This window comes from Mycobacterium kyorinense, from assembly GCF_002101735.1.
GTDB classification, from domain to species: domain Bacteria; phylum Actinomycetota; class Actinomycetes; order Mycobacteriales; family Mycobacteriaceae; genus Mycobacterium; species Mycobacterium kyorinense.
This window is the reverse complement of record NZ_LQPE01000152.1, coordinates 15,161-30,394: the sequence shown is the minus strand read 5'-3', so window position 1 is coordinate 30,394 and position 15,234 is coordinate 15,161. Positions and strand designations below refer to the sequence as shown.

Here is a 15,234-nt window from a genome sequence, read left to right as displayed (position 1 = left end):
CGGGAGTTTCGCGGTTATCCAAACCTGCGCGCCTCGGACCGGCAGCCAGCATACGGTCGGCGGGACCTTCGAGGGTGACGACGAGGCGGTGGACGAATTGCGCGCTTCCCGTCAAAAAGAGTCGGCGGAGTCTGCTGTACTCGAACACATGTTCGATTGCGACTGGTTTGAGCGCCGCAATCCGTCGGCCACGGCGGAGTCCGGGGCGCTGGTCGATCGGATTTGTGGGTCGTGGCGAGCGGAGAACCGGGCGGCCGCCGCCCAGTTGGTGGCGATCGGGGAGTTGTTTTGCTATCGGCTCTCGCGCTGCTCGGAGACCGAGGAGTGGGCGGCCGATACCGAAGAAGCGGTGAGCGCGGAGGTGGCTGCAGCGTTGCGGATCAGCCGGGCGCTGGCCGGCAGCCGCCTGCGTTATGCGCGGGCGATGCGCGAACAGCTACTTCAGGTGGGCGCGGTGTTTCGTTCCGGCGACATCGATTACCGGACCTTCCAGATGATCGTGTATCGCACCGAGTTGATCGATGACCGCGAAGTGATGGCCGCCGTGGACGCCAAGTTGGCGGTCAGCGTGCCACGCTGGCCGTCGATGACCCGCGGCCGGCTGGCCGGTCAGATCGACAAAATCGTGGCCCGCGCTGACGCCGATCCGGTGCGGCGGCGCAAAGAACGCCAGGCCGATCGACAGCTGTAGATCTCAGATCTTGCCGAGGATGGGATCTCAGAGATCCATGGCAGCCTGTTTACCCCGGATGCGCAGGCGTTGGATCAGGCCTTGGATGGGTTGGCCGCCAGCGTGTGCGCCCATGATCCGCGCAGTCGTGATCAGCGCCGCGCCGACGCGCTGGGCGCCTAGGCCGTCGGGGCGGAGCGACTGGGCTGCCGCTGCGGGCGAGCTGACTGCACGGCGGGAAATCAGCCCGCGGCGCCAGCGGTGGTCATTCACGTGATCGCCGAGCACGCCAGCATCGATGGGACCGGTAATGAGCCGGGGTCGCTGGTGGGTGCTGATGGGCTCATTCCGCCCGAACTGGTTGCTGAATTGGCGAAGTCGGCCAAACTTGTCCCGCTGATCCACCCCGGTGATGCACCGGCCGAGCCGGGCTATGTGCCCTCAAAAGCCCTGGCGGAGTTTGTCCGCTGCCGGGATTGACGTGTCGCTGGCCGGGTTGCGACAAGCCGGCATGGCAATGCGACCTGGATCATACGATCCCGTTCGCCGAGGGTGGGCTCACGCATGCGTCGAACCTGGTGCTGGTCTGCCCGTATCACCATCGGGCCCACCACCGCGGCGACATCACCATCACCGGAGCCCCCGAGGACCTGATCGTCACCGACAGCGACGGTCAACGACTCAGCCCCGGATCGCTGGCGCGCCCACCCAAGCATCCCCCGCCCAACGTCCCACCATGGTCTGGGCCGCTGGGCGAGCGCGCCGACTGGTGGTGGTACGACCCCTTCCAACCCCAACCACCACCCACACCCAACTAAGATGGCGACCGGCACTGTACCGAAGCCCAAACGGGTTGAGGCATAGAGGAATCCGTTCGCGATACTAATTCGAGCCAAGTCGGCACGGTAGCGCACCACGGTTAGCACGCCGCCGCGACAGAGCCTCGCTACTCCTTAATCGAGATGGCCTGCCGCGGGCACTGCCGCACCGCGTCGCGGATTTGTTCCTCGTTCTCCGGGGTGACTTCGTCCTGCAGGACGGTCAGCATGTCGTCATCGCCGAGATGGAACACCTCGGGGATGATTCCCATACAGACGCCGTTGCTTTCGCACAGCCCGAAGTCGACTTCGACTTTTTTCATCGCAGCACTTTCACGGGCACGTTCTGATAGCCCGCGACGTTCTGCATGTGAACACGTTGCAGGCCCTCCCAATTCACTTCGTAGCGGGGCATAAAGTCGAGCAGCCTCTCCAGTGCGATGCGGCTTTCCATCCGGGCCAGCGCCGCACCCAGGCAGCTGTGAATCCCATACCCGAGACCGAGGTGCTGCGCCTCGGTGTGGTCGCGCTCGATGTCGAACTTCTCAGCGTCGGTGAAGGCTTCGGGGTCGCGGTTGGCCGCGGCGCCGCACAAAAAGACCGGCTTGCCCGGCGGGATGACGCCGCCGCTGACGTGTGCTTCCTTGAGGGTGTAGCGCACGTTGTACTGGACCGGTCCTTCGTAGCGCAGCAGCTCTTCGACCGCCCCCGGAATCTTGCTGCGGTCGTCGAGCAGCTTCTGCCACTGGTCTGGGTGACGGGCGAAGATCACCGCCGCATTCCCGACCAGCTTGGTGACGGTTTCAGCGCCCGCACCGCCGAGAAGTGTCGCGAAGCCGGTGATTTCGATGTCGTCGAGCTTGCGCAGTTGGCCGTTCTCGCCCGGGATTTCGGCGGCGATGAGCCTGCTGATGAAGTCGTCTTGGGGTTGCTCACGCCGCTGCTGCACCAGACCGAAGTAGTACATCGCGGTGTCGATGTTCGCCTGCATGCCGGCTTCGCTGACCTCGATTTGTCCCGGCTCCCGGTGCAGGCTGATGTCGATCCAGTGCCGCACCTGTTGGCGATACTCCTCAGGCACCCCCATCATCGTGGTGATCACCTCGACGGGAAACGGTCCGGAGAAGTCCTGGACGACGTCGAAGTTGTCGGGATCGGCCTTACCCAAGTACTTCTCGATGACGGCGATGACAGTGTCCTGCTGCGATTGGATGGCCCGCGGCGTGAACGCCTTGTTGAGCAGGCTGCGCATGTGGCGGTGCTCCGGCGGGTCCATGAAGATGATCGACTTCTGCTCCGGAGAAATCCCTTTGCGCACCATCGCCAGGTCGCAACCACGCGCCGACGAGTAGGTCTCGAAATCCTTGAACGCGGCCGCCACATCCTCGTGGCGGGTCAACGCGTAGAAGTCCTCTCGCTCGTCGTAGTAGAGCGGGGCGTCCTCGCGCATCCGTCGATAGATCTCGAACGGATTGTTGAAGAACTCCTCGGAGAACGGATCGAAGACGACCTTCGGCTTGGTCATTGCATCTCCTCAGCGGCGGGCTGGCTGCTGCAGCCTTTACGACGGAAGGCTTGACTGTAACGCTAACGGTAAATCACTTTTCTCGGGATGAAAACACCTCAATCACGTTTTCCAGCACCCCGAGATCACTGCCCAGCTCAGCGGCGACGCCGCGCACCACGGCCACGTCCTTGCCGACGAATTCACCGGCCATCTGGGTAAACGACGCGACGGAGCCGCCCGCTGCGACGAGGTCCAGCACCCGGCTGGCCGCGCTGCCATGCGGAAGCGCCGACAGCAGCGTCGGCTCAGGGACACCGAGCCGCTCCGCGAGATCCACTGACGCCGACAGCAACCCGATCTGCGCCGCGAACAGCGCATTGTTGACCAGCTTGACCTTCTGGCCGGCGCCGAGCGGGCCAACGTGCAAGACCGGATCGCCGTAGCAGCTCAACACCGGCCGCGCCCGCGCAACAGCGTCGTCGGCACCGCCCACGAACAGGGTCAGCGTGCCGGCGGCCGCATTGTGCGGACCCCCGCTGACCGGGGCATCGACCACGTCGATCCCAAGCGATACGGCGATGTTCTCGACCGTGCGCGGACTTCCGGTGGTGTGCACGACCAACACGGAACCAGGAGCCATGGACAGATCGCCCTCCAGACACACCTGGCGCACCTGTTCGTCGCTGAAGACGCAGACCACCACGACGTCGGCCTGAGAGGTCACCGAAGCGGCGTCCGCCATCGCCGTCGCCCCCAATTGGCCGATGGCTGCCCGCTTTTCGTCGGACCGGCCCAGCACCCGGACGTCGTGTCCCGCTTCGGCCAGCCGGGCCACCATAGGCCGGCCCATCCGGCCCGCCCCGATGAACCCGACTCTCACCGGGGGTGTGCCATCAGGGCCAGCGTGGCGTCGGCCGCGTCAAGCACGGCCCCGCCGTCGGCGCCGGCGGTGTCGGCGAGGTCGGCGATCAGCCGCGCGTCCTTCTGCAGGAGCGCTCCGGCGAGCCCGGCAAGGCGGTCCAAACCGGCAGCGTCGCCGCCAAGAGCGTTGAGAGCAAAGCTGTTCCCGCTGCCGCGGCAGATGACCTCGGCGAGGCGATCCGGCAAAACACCCAGAGCCTTGCCGAGCGACAGGGCGGTGGCCGCGGTGCCCAGGTTGGCGGTGAACAGCAGGTTGTTCAGCAGCTTGGTGGTTTGTCCGGAGCCCAGATCGCCCAGGTGCACGATCGGGTCGGCGTAGGTCTCGAACACCGGGCGGCAGCGCTCCACCACCCCGGGGTCACCGCCCACCATCACCAGCAGACGGCCTTCCGCGACCGCGGGAGCGCCACCGCTCACCGGGGCGTCGATCACCGAGACACCGTGTGCAGCAGCCTTCTTGGCCAACTCCTGGCAGGTCTTGGGATGGACGGTGCTGTGCACGGCAATGATGCTGCCCGCCCTGGCGCCGGCCAATAGCCCGTCGGCGACTTCCTCGACGTCCGCGTCACCGACCACACACAGGCACATCAGATCGGTGGCCGCCGCGAGTTCGGCCGGCGAGCCGGCAATTTTGGCCGCGGTGTCGGCGAACGGCTCCAGCGATGCCGGCCTGCGCGCCCACAACGTGGTGGGGTAGCCGGCTTCGACGATCCGCCGTGCCATCGGCCCGCCCTGGCTGCCCAGTCCGATAAATCCGACGTGCATCAACCGGCCTCCAAATCGGCTTGCGTAGCGACACATTCTTCGACGAACGCAAAGATCTTCTGGTGGTAGGCCGCGGCCGCGTGGCCGAGGCTCAGATTATGGCCCGCACCGAGTTGCTCGTTGACGGTGAACCGCGGCGCGGCGGAGAACATGGCAGCGATCTCGGCCAGCGCCGCGGCGTCGGCCTGCCATACCTTTTCGTGCTCGGCGACGCTGAATTGCACCGGCACCCGCACCTGGGCGGCCAGTGCCGGGAAGTCGCGGCGGGGCCACTCGGTGACCATTGCCGCTTCGTACGGCGCGCCGCTGGCGGAGTTCGTCAGACCGCCGAGCACCTCGGCGGGATACAGCTCTGTGGGGTGCCACAGCAGCTCGCGCAGGCCGGGCGGCCGATGGGTTGCGCTGGCCGTCTTGAGAACCTCGCGCGCCGCGGGGTGGTAGTGCCTTCCGGTGCCGGCCATTTCGATGCCGAGCAGATCCTGGCCGCGCGCGTCGGCGGCCATCCGCAAAGCCAGCTCGCAGCCGTTGGAATGTGCCACGACGAATAACCCTGCGCCGCTGGGCTTTTCGCTGAGGATGCGGTCGACAGCGCCGTAGGCCAGCCGCACCCGCTGCTCGGGCTCAACCAATGCCTCCGGGTAGGGCGCAGAGCTGCCGTAGCCGGGCCGGTCGAGTGCGATCACCGTGAAGCCGAGCGCCGCACCGGTCCTCAGCAACGACAGCGATGGGTGGCCCGGGCAGTCGAAATACGCTGCGGTAGTGCCTCCGCCGTGCAGTGCGACGACAACCGCACGCGGTTGCGGCGCCTCCGCGACCAGAGCCGACATCGGCACTCCGTTGACGAGCACCACCCTGGGCCGGGGGGTCACGTGTCGGCTCGCAACAGCAGCACGCCGCTGGGTGTCAGGCCCCCGCTGCTGACCACGCCGACGCGGGCCTCGGCGACCTGGCGTTCACCGGCCTCGCCGCGCAGCTGAGTAACGGCTTCATGCAGCAGACCCATGCCGTGGGTACGCCCGTGGGAAAGCTGACCGCCGTGCGTGTTGAGCGGCAGCTGACCGTCGCGGGCGATGTTCTTGCCGCCGTCCAGGAACTCCCTGGCCTCACCGATCCCGCAGAAGCCCAGCGCCTCGATCCAGGACAGGCAGTTCATGGTGAACCCGTCGTACAGCTCGGCGACGTCGACGTCGTCGGGGGTCAGCGAGGTGCGCGACCACATGTGCGCGGACTGGCCGAGCACCTGCGGCTCGTGCGTCAAAGTGCTTTGGTCCCAGTCGATCCGCTCGATGATCTGCGTTCCGGCCGCCTCCACGAGCACCGGCGGCTTGGCCAGGTCGCGGGCGGCGTCGACGGCGGAGACGACGACGGCGATCGCGCCGTCGCAGGGCACGTCGCAGTCGTAGAGCCCGAACGGTGTGGTGATCGGCCGTGCGCTCAGATAGTCCTCCATCGTCATCGGCGAGCGGTAGACCGCCGACGGGTTGAGTTCGGCATTTGCACGCTGGTTCAACGCAATCCAGCCCAGCGTCTCCTTCGTGGTCCCGTACCGATGCATGTGGCGCTGTGCGTTCATCGCCAGCGTGTGCGCGGCCGAGGTGGCGCCGAACGGGAACTGCCAGCTGGCGGTGCGGCCGCCGGGCGGGGCGATCTTGCCCTGTTTAATCAGCTCGTTGTAAGTCGCCTCCCACAACGTGCGGAAGCACAACACATGCCGGGCCAGACCGCCGGCGACCGCGAGCATGGCGGCGATCACCGATCCGCCCGGGCCGAACGTTTCGATGCCGCCGTTGTGCCACACCGGCCGGATTCCCAACGCGGCTTCGAGCGCGGTGATCCCACCTTCGCCGAACCCGCCGAGGTTGCCGCCGCCCGGATACGTTGACAGGCCGTCGATGTCGTCGAAAGTGAGCCCGGCGTCGGCGATCGCGGCCTCGCAGGCCTGCACGGTCAGCTGCAGCGGCGGCACCATCAGCCGACGCCCGATGTCTGACATGCCGATTCCGGTGAGCGCGACCTTGTCCTCGAACTTCTCGCGGCGCAGCATCGGCCGGACGTGCTCGCCGAAACTCTCCGGCGCGATCTCGTCGACCGGCAGCGGTGCAAGCTCGCCATTAATCGGACGGAACAGCGGCAGCCACACGTCGTCGGCCTGCTCGAAGACGACCTCCACCGGCTGGCCGAGCTGCAGCTGATCGGGATCGCACTCAACGATGTTGGTAGTCAACCGGACTCGCGGATCTTCGGCAATCGCCACCTGGGCCACCACATACGGCGCCGGCAGGTCCGGCAGGCTGAACCGGTGGTTGACGGTGAAGCCGGCCAGCGTGCCCCGACCGGACACCGCCCGCACCCCCATGTTGTGGGAGCGGCAATACCGGCACACCGGTGCGGGCGGATGGATCAGCGCGTTGCAGTCGGTGCATTCCTGCAGCCGCAGCGTGCCGTCTTCGCCTGATTTCCAGAAGAACTCGTTGTCCAGCGTGAGCAGGGGCAGCGGGCGACCGGTCAACGGGTGAACCCCCACTCCGCTTCGTTGTCCTCGGCTTTGACGCCGGCGGCGGGGTCTTCCACCGCGGCGGACGACGGCGGATGGGTGCCGGCAGGACGGTGCTCACCGAGCTCCATGATGGCGTGCACCGGGCAGTCCAGCAGCGCTCGCATGACGGCGTCGTGGTCCTCCTCGGCCACGGTGCCGTCGCCGATCAGCGACGCGTATCCCCAGTCGTCGAGCGAGAAATACTTCGGCGCGTGTTTGGCGCAGATGCCGAAGCCGTCGCAGATGGTGCGGTCCAGGCGGATCGTCATGCGCTCGCTCATGCCGGCTCCACCTCGTAGGGGCGATCGGCGCGGTAGATGCCGGCATGGCATGTCTCGCAGGTGTTCTCGAGGTGGCGGTCGACCGCATGCGGGAACTGGTTGAGCAGACTGGCCGCCATGTTGCAGGCGGCGTCCAACGTCGCGCAGGCGCCACGGCCGCGCAGCAGCACCGACCAGCGCCGCAACCGGGTGAGATCCTCACTGGTCGCCACCCCGTCGCGTAACGCGCCGGCCACCGCCGCCATCGCCGCGGTCCCGTTGAAACACGAGCCACACTGCCCGGCGTTCTCCCGGTCGAAGTACGCCAGCACGGACGCGGCGACGGCAACAGCACAGTCGTCGGTGAGCACCGTGATGGCACCGGCGCCCAAACCGCTGCCCAGCCTGCGCAGCGTTTCGTGATCCAGCGTCGCGTCGAGCACGTCGCGGTTGAGCAGCCCGGCGAAGTAGCCGCCCATCAGCGCACCCTTGACGTGGTCGGATGAAACTCCGTGCAGCGCAAGCAGTTCGGTGAACGGCAAGCCGTGCGGGATCTCGTAGAGGCCTGGCGGCCGACCGGCGCCGGTGATCGTCATCAGGAAGGTGCCCGGCGAGGCCGGCGTGCCCTGGGCCCGAAACGCCGCGGCGCCGTGCTCTTGCAGGTAAGGCAGATTGGCCAGCGTCTCGACATTGCTCACCAGCGTGGGCAGCCCACCGACCCCCTCCTGGAACGGCCGCGGCGGCTTGTCGGTTGGCTTGACCGGGCCGCCGTTGAGGGCGCGCACCGCCGCCGTCTCCTCGCCGGCCACGTAGCCGGGATCGACCAGCCGGACGCTCACCGCGACACCCAGATCGTCGGATACCGCATCTTCGACGCTCCGGGCGGACTCGGGATCGGACACGTACACATAAGCGCGGTCTGCGCCCACAATCGCCGACGCCAACCGCAGCCCGTCGAGAACCAGATGCGGCCGGTTGCGCAGCAGCCAGCGATCCTTGGCCGAAGCCGGTTCGCCCTCTTCGCCGTTCGCGACAACCACTGCCCCACCGGCCAATCGGCCGTTGGCGCGCACCGTGCGCAGTTTGACCGCGAGGGGGAAGGCCGCGCCGCCGCGGCCCAGCAGCCCGCTGCGGTCGACCTCGTCGAGCAGATCCTCGGCGGACGCCAAGGGGTGGTAATCGCCGTACGCCGCGTGGTCCTCGCGGCCCGGGTCGTCGCGAAGCAGCCGCGGCGGGGATCCGGGCCAGGCGGCGACGGTTAGGCTGGGGGCCGTGCGAACTGCGGTGGTGCGGGTCGGTGTCGACCCGTCGGGCGTGCTCACCCCGGCGGAATTAGACACGGGCATGACCGCGCTCCAGGAACTCGTCGAGGCGACCGGCGCCGAGGTGCTGCCGGTGTCGCGCCGCGAAGTACAGCTGCTGATCGCCGGCAGTGACCCCGACGTCGTCAAGGAAACCGCTGTGCAGTTGTGCGCCAAGGCATTCGGCACTGCGCCGACCGCGGGTGTGGTCACGTATGTCAGCCGCGGTACCGACGACGACGCACACGGTGTGCTGGCCGGATTCGGGCTGACCGGTGAGATCCGGCGAGTTCCCGGCGACGAGGGGTTCGACGTCGTCTACGTGACACTGCGCGAGGCCGATCTGGAGCGCATCCCGGAAAGCCGCATCCACACCGCGCTGGAGGCCTCGCTCAACTGCGAGGTCCACATTCTCACCACGTAAAGCCATCAGCCGTCCAGAAACTCGAGTATTGCGGGCGCGGCCTGCACCCAGGTGTCGAACATGTTGAAGCGGTCCACCTTGCCCGCCGCGCGCTCTTCGGCGGCCCGCTCCCAGGCGTCCTCGGGCCATGGCGGGTCGATCAGCTTGGATCCCTTGATCAGACAGCTGACCTCCAACGAGGTCCGCTTGGGGTGATCCCAGTCGTTCTCGCCGCCGCGGATGATCAGCGTGGGAACGGTGATCCGGTCGAACATCTCGTCGTCGACGCCGGGAATGGTCTGGCCCGGTTTGGACACAAAGGCGTTGAGCCAGCGCAGCATCACCTTGAGAAACTCGTCGCGGTCGAAGTCGAGGAATCGCTGTTTGTTGTTCGGGTTCTCCTCGATGCGCTCGCGCCATTCGGGGACCTTCACCACGCCTTCCATGCCCGTTCCGCGCGCCGCGAGAATGCTGGGGATCACGTAATACGAACCGAGGACGAAGGTTCCGTAGATGCCGCCGACGATGTTCCACACCACGAGCTTTCTCACCAGCTCCGGATACAGCATCGTGGTCAGCATCGAATCCCGCGCGCCGCCGGAGCCGCCGGCGATGATGCAGGGCCCGGTATCGAGTTTGGTCAGCAGGCCGTGCAGCGTCTCGGCCCGCATGTGCGACTCGCTCTGCCCGTAGAACTGCACATCGGACGCTCCGCAGTTGGGTCGGTCCCACAGCAGTACCCGATATCCGCCGTCGACTAGCGCTTCCGCCAGCGGGCGAAGGCCGGGGATCTCCTTGCTGAACCGGCCTCCGGGCGTCAGCACGATGAGATCACCTGAGCTGCCGAGAATTTCGTAGACGACGTTGCCGCCGTTGATCTCGATGGACGCATTCATGCCTGCACCACCACGTCGTTGCCGACGACCCGCACCGGATAGGTGCGGATACTCCACTCCGGTTTGACCGCCGTCGTCCCGGTGGCCAGCTCGAAACCCCATTGATGCCAGGGGCAGTAGATGTATTCCAGGTCGCGGACCATCACGGCATCGCCGGGCGCAGACTCGTCGACCACGGTGCGGCCCCGGGCGCGCCCCGAACACAACGGCCCACCCTGGTGCGGGCAGAAGTTCGCGATCGCGTAGAACGTGCCGTTGACGTTGTAGACGCCGACGCCGTGCCGGCCGATCGGCACCAGTTTATGTGTGCCGGGCGGGATTTCGTCCACCGTCGCGACGACGTGCTCGCGACCCTGGGCGAGCCGGGGCCGCTTGACTTCTTCGGGCATTCAGAGCACCCGTACTTGACCTTCAAGCACCGGGACCGTCTCCGGCAGGTGATAGGTCGCGATGCCGTTTTTGAACATGACCGCCTCGCGGGCCGCCTTGGGCAGATGCTTGACCAGCCAGCGGGGGTCGTCGAAGGTCCAGTGCGGGTAATCCGAGGAGTACAGCAGGATCTTGTCGCACTCCATCCACTCCAGCGCCCGGGTCAGCTCGGTTTTGTCCTCCGGGTAGTCCAGCGGCTGGGTGGTGAACTTGATGTGCTCCTTGAGGATTTCCGACGGCTTGCGTTTGATCTCCATCCGCGACTTGCGGGCCTCGTAGATGGCGTCCATCCGCCACATCAGCGGCAGCACCCAGGAAAAAGCGTGCTCCACGAACACGATTCGCAGGGTGGGGAAGCGGTCGAAGACGCCGTCGAAGATCAGGCTCATCACCTGGTTGGCGGCCAGCAGCGAGTAGGTGACCATGAAATCGTGGTTGTAGCTGGGGAATCCGACCGGCGGCATCGGCAGCATCTCGTAGTTGCTGCGCGACAGGTGGCAACTCACCGTGATGTCGTGCTTGGTGGCGGCCGCCCAGATCGGGTCGTACATCGGGTGGCCCCACGACGGCCGCGGCTCCGCTTTGATCAGGATCTGCGCCATGTACGGGTGGCCGGCCCACTTTTCGATCTCGCGGGCCGCGCCCTGCGGGTCCTCGATCGCGACGCAGATCGAGCCGCGCCAGCGCTCGTGCCAGTTGTTGTGGCTGTCCAGCCAGTGGTTGGCCTGCCAGTCGTTGAGCGCGGCGGCCATCGCCTGGTGCGCTTCGGGTAGCCGCGGAGTCCGGCCGGCCGGCTCCAGGATCGCGATGTCGGAGCCCGCCTCCATGATCAGTTGCCGGAACGCCATGTCCGGGTCGCTGCCCGGGAATTCGCCGTCCGGCGGGAAGGTGTCCACCCGCATCGCGAACGCGTGGGCGTAGTCGGGAGCGTCGTAGTATATCAGCTCGCCCACCTTGTGGTCGAGGAAGAACTTGCTCCGCCACGGCTCCGGGATGTACTGAGTCAGCTCGCCGCGCTTGGGTACCGGGTGGACGTCGGAGTCCACGCACCGCACGGCGATGCGCTCGGCGGCGGGAACCCGTTCTTGAGTCTGTATCGCAGTCATCGTGGCCTCCCTGTATCTACTGTGCGGCCAACTGGGCCGGAATGTCTATGCCGTAGAGCTCGGCGGCGTTGCGCCAGCAGAACTTCTCGCGCTGCTCGGCGGAATAAGCGCTCGGCACCGACAGGGTGCTCATGTGCCAGTGCGGGTAACTGGACCCGAACATCACCATGTCCTCCTTGCCGGTGAAGCCGAACCACTCGCCGGCGAACTCGACGTCGCCCGGCCCGTCGAAGCGGCCCGCAACGAAGTGCACGTGCCCCGGCAGGTAGTCGCTCGGTATTCGTGGCGCCCACGGCGTCTGCTCCAGATGCGGACGTCCGAAGGTGTCCATCCGCCAGATGAACGGCGTCACGAAGTCCGCGCAGCCGTCTGCCCAGACGAACTTCAGCGTCGGGAACCGCTCGAACACGCCCTCGGCGATCATGTTCATCAAGTGGTACAGGTAGTTCAGCGACATGAAGCTGACGTACTGCTCGTAGGTGAGGGTGTGTCCCGACGGCGTCGGCGGAAACCCAATGCCCTCACCGGTTTCGATGTGCACCGCCACCGGAAGATTCGCCTCGGCAGCGGCTTCCCACAGCGGCCAGAACTGTGGCTTGCCGTAGAGCTCGCGCGACTGCAGGGGGATGCCGATCTGCACCACCTGCGGGTGGTCCTTGTATTTGGCAAGCTCACGCAGAGCGCCGGCGATGTCGTCGGGGTTGACCCGGATCGTGCCGCGGAACCGGTCGGCGTACTGGCCGGACTCCAGCCACCGCGACACCAGCATCTCGTTGTGCGCCGCACACAGCGCGCTGCCCAGGTGCCGATCGGGCATGATGCCGCGACCCATCGGGTGCAGGACCGCGATGTCAACGCCGCGCTCGTTGAACAGTTGGTTGCCGACGAACTCCGGATCCGAGCCCGGGTACCTGCGGTCCGGCCCCTGGGTGTCGGGCGCGTATTCGCTGCCCGGGGCGCCGTACCAGTCCATCTCGTAGTCGGGAAATCCGCGGCTCTTGAACGGCTCGCGGAGAAATTCACGCAGCTCGGGGGTGGACGCGAAGAAGATATGCACGCTGGCGTCGATGACCGGCGTGCGGGTTCCGTCCGGGTGTTCTATCACCTAAACCACCCTCCGCGGCTCCGACCGCTGTGTCGGGCCTGTTGGCGATCCGCTAGGTAACCTAACATTCCACTTTACCGCCATTCAACGGGCTTCCGGTAAGCGTTTCGATTAATCGGCCGACCGGTGGCCGGCCCGCACTGTAAGTCAAGTTCTTCCACTGCGAGAATAGCATTCTGGAATGAGCCTGCCCAGCTGACCCACGTCGCGCGGCCTTCGGGCGGTGAAGGCGCCTAAGCCCGGGCGCCGCGGCCAGCAAGCCCTTTCGCCGCTGCTGAGATGGATACTTTCGCTAACGAGAATGCTATTCTCGGAAGATGCTTCTTGAGTTCGACGCCGATCAGCGGCTGTGGCAGGAAACCGTGCGCGATGTCGTCGCCAAGCAATGCCCGCCGGCGCTGGTGCGCAGTGTCGCCGAGGACGGCGCCGACCCCACCCCGGTGTGGAAGGTGTACGTCGACCTCGGCTGGACCGAGCTGAACGACCCTGCCAGCGCGGTGGAGTTGGCCATCGTGACCGAGGAATTGGGCCGCGCCACAGACCCGACCCCCTACCTGGCAACGATGACCCAATTCGCGCCGCTGGTCGGTGATCGGTTCGACCCGCACGGATCCGGCACCGCCGTCTACAGTGGCGTCTCGGCACACCGCGACGGCGACGGCTGGGTGCTCGACGGCACCGCGCGCCATGTCCTGGACGGCGACCGCGCCGATCGGCTGGCTGTGGTCACCGACGCGGCCGTGTTCGTCGTCGGTGCCGACCAGGTATCCGCCCGTCGCGCATCGGTATTCGATCCGGTGTTGCATGTCGCCGACGTGACCTTCGCCGGGGTTCGGGTGCCCGACACCGCCCGGTTCGACGCCGACACCGAGCGCGCACGCCACGTCGCGCTGACCGGCATGGCAATGACGATGGTCGGCGCCTGCCAACGCATTCTCGACCTGGTTCTCGAACACGTAAGCAGTCGCCAGCAATTCGGCGTTCCGATCGGTTCGTTCCAGGCGGTCCAGCACAAGGCCGTCGACATGTACGTGGCGGTGCAGCGGGCCCGCGCCCTGGCGTACTTCGCCGCGCTGACGATCGCCGAAGACGATCCCCGGCGGCGGCTGGCGGCGGCGATGGCCAAGGCAGCCGCCGGCGAATGCCAGTCGCTGGTGTTTCGCCACGGCCTGCAGCTGCACGGCGCGATGGGCTTCACGTGGGAGAACGATTTGCAATTCGCGCTCAAGCGGGCCAAGGCCGGCGAGCTGATGCTCGGCGGCGCCGCGGAGCACCGGGCCATGATCGCCAAGGAATACCGTGCAACTCACCTTTGATCCGGACGTCGAGGCCTTTCGCGCCGAGTTCGCCGCGTTCCTCGACGAGAACCTGCCCGACGAAGCCGAGACGCTGGAGCGGCCGCGCTCGGTGTCGCACATGCCGGCGTGGGCGCGCCGTTGGCAGCGGCTGCTGTTCGACAACGGGTGGTTATTGCCCGGCCAGCCACCGGAATTCGGCGGGCGCAACGCCACGGTGTTGCAGCAGTTCGTCCACCTCGAGGAGCTGTGCCGGCGACGGATCTACCACAGCTTCAACCCGCAGGGCGTGAATATCGTTGCGGCGTCGCTGCTCTCGTTCGGCAGCGACGAGCAGAAGCAGCGCTGGGCGGTGCCGATCCTGCGGGCCGAGATCACCGCGTCGCTGGGCATGAGCGAGCCCAGCGCCGGCTCGGATCTGGCGTCGCTGCGCACCAGGGCGGTGCGTGACGGCGACGAGTTCGTCGTCAACGGGCAGAAAGTGTGGACGTCGGGCGCGCACGACGCCGACGTGTTGTTGACGTTCGTGCGCACCGACCCCGGCGCGCCAAAACACAAGGGCATCAGCGCATTACTGATTCCTACCGATACGCCTGGGGTGGTGCGCCGGCCGTTCCCGTCGATCTGCTCGATCGACGACCTGGATTTCAACGAGGTGTTCTTCACCGATGCCCGCGTGCCGGCCGAGAACTTGGTCGGGCCGCTGAACCAGGGCTGGCGGGTGGCCAACGGGTCGCTCGGGCACGAGCGCACCATGATGTGGTTGGGTTTCGCCGACCGGCTGGACAACCTGATCAGCGACTTCCATCCGCGAACCGAGCTGGAGCGCGACCAGTACGCCACCTTGGTGATGGACCACCAGGCGCTGCGGCTACTCGGGTCGGCCGCGCTGGCTCGCGCCGCCCGCGGTGAACAGGACGTGGCGGCCGTGTCCGTGCTCAAGCTGCTCGGCTCGGAGGCTGAGCTGAAGGCGTCCGAGCATGCATTGTCGGCGGCGGGCGCCGACGGACTCGTCCACCCCGCGCTCACGGGACCGTATGCGCCGATGAACCTCGACCACTACTTCGCCAGCTGGTTCGAGCGCTACGCCCGCAGCTTCTCCGGCACCATCGCCGGCGGCACATCGGAGATCCAGCGCAACATCATCGCCCAGCGGGTCCTTGGCCTGCCGCACGGCTGAGCGCGAGCAGACGCAGAATCGCCCAAAACGACGCTGGTTTGG

General features: G+C 66.8%; 15 protein-coding genes and 1 pseudogene. 4 read left to right on the top strand and 12 right to left on the bottom strand.

What is annotated here, in order from left to right; genetic code table 11:
• The first annotated feature begins 148 nt into the window (after positions 1–148).
• Positions 149–1,488: pseudogene (locus tag AWC14_RS29260) on the top strand (HNH endonuclease signature motif containing protein).
• Positions 1,489–1,616: 128 nt separating this feature from the next.
• Here the strand turns inward: AWC14_RS29260 and AWC14_RS20945 are convergent.
• The 8 genes from AWC14_RS20945 to AWC14_RS20910 all read right to left on the bottom strand — a co-directional run bounded on the left by AWC14_RS20945 (position 1,617) and on the right by AWC14_RS20910 (position 8,703).
• On the bottom strand, positions 1,617–1,811 hold the full coding sequence (locus tag AWC14_RS20945; protein WP_045384414.1) for a ferredoxin: 195 nt from the start codon (positions 1,809–1,811) through the stop codon (positions 1,617–1,619).
• Complete coding sequence (locus tag AWC14_RS20940; RefSeq protein ID WP_045384411.1) at positions 1,808–3,013, bottom strand: cytochrome P450; 1,206 nt, start codon at positions 3,011–3,013, stop codon at positions 1,808–1,810. Before AWC14_RS20940 ends, AWC14_RS20945 begins: the two co-directional genes overlap by 4 nt.
• Positions 3,014–3,086: 73 nt before the next feature.
• Positions 3,087–3,875 carry an NAD(P)-dependent oxidoreductase gene (locus tag AWC14_RS20935; RefSeq protein WP_081968328.1) on the bottom strand — a complete coding sequence of 263 codons (789 nt, stop codon included), beginning with the start codon at positions 3,873–3,875 and terminating at the stop codon, positions 3,087–3,089.
• Positions 3,872–4,681: an NAD(P)-dependent oxidoreductase gene (locus tag AWC14_RS20930; RefSeq protein ID WP_045384406.1), complete on the bottom strand. Its 810-nt coding sequence runs from the start codon at positions 4,679–4,681 to the stop codon at positions 3,872–3,874. Before AWC14_RS20930 ends, AWC14_RS20935 begins: the two co-directional genes overlap by 4 nt.
• A complete protein-coding gene (locus AWC14_RS20925) occupies positions 4,681–5,508 on the bottom strand; it encodes an alpha/beta hydrolase (RefSeq protein ID WP_045384443.1) in 828 nt (275 codons plus the stop codon). Before AWC14_RS20925 ends, AWC14_RS20930 begins: the two co-directional genes overlap by 1 nt.
• A gap of 38 nt (positions 5,509–5,546) precedes the next feature.
• Complete coding sequence (locus AWC14_RS20920) at positions 5,547–7,190, bottom strand: thiolase C-terminal domain-containing protein (protein WP_045384440.1); 1,644 nt, start codon at positions 7,188–7,190, stop codon at positions 5,547–5,549.
• Positions 7,187–7,486 carry a ferredoxin gene (locus AWC14_RS20915; protein ID WP_081968332.1) on the bottom strand — a complete coding sequence of 100 codons (300 nt, stop codon included), beginning with the start codon at positions 7,484–7,486 and terminating at the stop codon, positions 7,187–7,189. Before AWC14_RS20915 ends, AWC14_RS20920 begins: the two co-directional genes overlap by 4 nt.
• Positions 7,487–7,494: 8 nt before the next feature.
• Positions 7,495–8,703, bottom strand: coding sequence for an NADH-ubiquinone oxidoreductase-F iron-sulfur binding region domain-containing protein (locus AWC14_RS20910; protein ID WP_045384437.1), 1,209 nt, complete (start codon positions 8,701–8,703; stop codon positions 7,495–7,497).
• Positions 8,704–8,749: 46 nt separating this feature from the next.
• On the opposite strand from AWC14_RS20910, the gene AWC14_RS20905 reads away from it, so the two are divergent.
• The gene (locus tag AWC14_RS20905; protein ID WP_081968333.1) at positions 8,750–9,202 is read left to right on the top strand and encodes a hypothetical protein; all 453 of its coding nucleotides are present in this window, start codon (positions 8,750–8,752) and stop codon (positions 9,200–9,202) included.
• A gap of 5 nt (positions 9,203–9,207) precedes the next feature.
• On the opposite strand, the gene AWC14_RS20900 is transcribed toward AWC14_RS20905, so the two are convergent.
• From AWC14_RS20900 to AWC14_RS20885, 4 genes are read right to left on the bottom strand one after another with little or no spacing between them, the layout of a single operon-like run.
• Positions 9,208–10,077: an alpha/beta fold hydrolase gene (locus AWC14_RS20900; RefSeq protein WP_045384397.1), complete on the bottom strand. Its 870-nt coding sequence runs from the start codon at positions 10,075–10,077 to the stop codon at positions 9,208–9,210.
• Positions 10,074–10,466, bottom strand: a complete 393-nt coding sequence (locus AWC14_RS20895; protein WP_045384394.1) for a Rieske (2Fe-2S) protein — start codon at positions 10,464–10,466, stop codon at positions 10,074–10,076. The genes AWC14_RS20900 and AWC14_RS20895 overlap by 4 nt, the downstream gene beginning before the upstream one ends.
• Positions 10,467–11,612, bottom strand: coding sequence for an amidohydrolase family protein (locus AWC14_RS20890; RefSeq protein WP_045384391.1), 1,146 nt, complete (start codon positions 11,610–11,612; stop codon positions 10,467–10,469). It lies immediately after the preceding gene.
• Between the two features lie 16 nt (positions 11,613–11,628).
• Positions 11,629–12,717 (bottom strand): amidohydrolase family protein, encoded by a 1,089-nt coding sequence (locus AWC14_RS20885; protein WP_045384388.1) that lies wholly within the window; start codon positions 12,715–12,717, stop codon positions 11,629–11,631.
• A gap of 317 nt (positions 12,718–13,034) precedes the next feature.
• On the opposite strand from AWC14_RS20885, the gene AWC14_RS20880 reads away from it, so the two are divergent.
• Entirely contained in the window at positions 13,035–14,033 is a 999-nt protein-coding gene (locus tag AWC14_RS20880; RefSeq protein ID WP_045384385.1) for an acyl-CoA dehydrogenase family protein, read from the top strand.
• Positions 14,017–15,192, top strand: a complete 1,176-nt coding sequence (locus tag AWC14_RS20875) for an acyl-CoA dehydrogenase family protein (protein WP_045384383.1) — start codon at positions 14,017–14,019, stop codon at positions 15,190–15,192. Before AWC14_RS20880 ends, AWC14_RS20875 begins: the two co-directional genes overlap by 17 nt.
• Positions 15,193–15,234 lie beyond the last annotated feature (42 nt).

Excerpts from the sequence above, each read along its gene's own strand:
- AWC14_RS20945 (WP_045384414.1), bottom strand. The coding sequence starts at position 1,811 with ATGAAAAAAGTCGAAGTCGACTTCGGGCTGTGCGAAAGCAACGGCGTC.
- AWC14_RS20940 (WP_045384411.1), bottom strand. The coding sequence starts at position 3,013 with ATGACCAAGCCGAAGGTCGTCTTCGATCCGTTCTCCGAGGAGTTCTTC.
- AWC14_RS20930 (WP_045384406.1), bottom strand. The coding sequence starts at position 4,681 with ATGCACGTCGGATTTATCGGACTGGGCAGCCAGGGCGGGCCGATGGCA.
- AWC14_RS20925 (WP_045384443.1), bottom strand. The coding sequence starts at position 5,508 with ATGTCGGCTCTGGTCGCGGAGGCGCCGCAACCGCGTGCGGTTGTCGTC.
- AWC14_RS20915 (WP_081968332.1), bottom strand. The coding sequence starts at position 7,486 with ATGACGATCCGCCTGGACCGCACCATCTGCGACGGCTTCGGCATCTGC.
- AWC14_RS20900 (WP_045384397.1), bottom strand. The coding sequence starts at position 10,077 with ATGAATGCGTCCATCGAGATCAACGGCGGCAACGTCGTCTACGAAATT.
- AWC14_RS20895 (WP_045384394.1), bottom strand. The coding sequence starts at position 10,466 with ATGCCCGAAGAAGTCAAGCGGCCCCGGCTCGCCCAGGGTCGCGAGCAC.
- AWC14_RS20890 (WP_045384391.1), bottom strand. The coding sequence starts at position 11,612 with ATGACTGCGATACAGACTCAAGAACGGGTTCCCGCCGCCGAGCGCATC.
- AWC14_RS20880 (WP_045384385.1), top strand. The coding sequence starts at position 13,035 with ATGCTTCTTGAGTTCGACGCCGATCAGCGGCTGTGGCAGGAAACCGTG.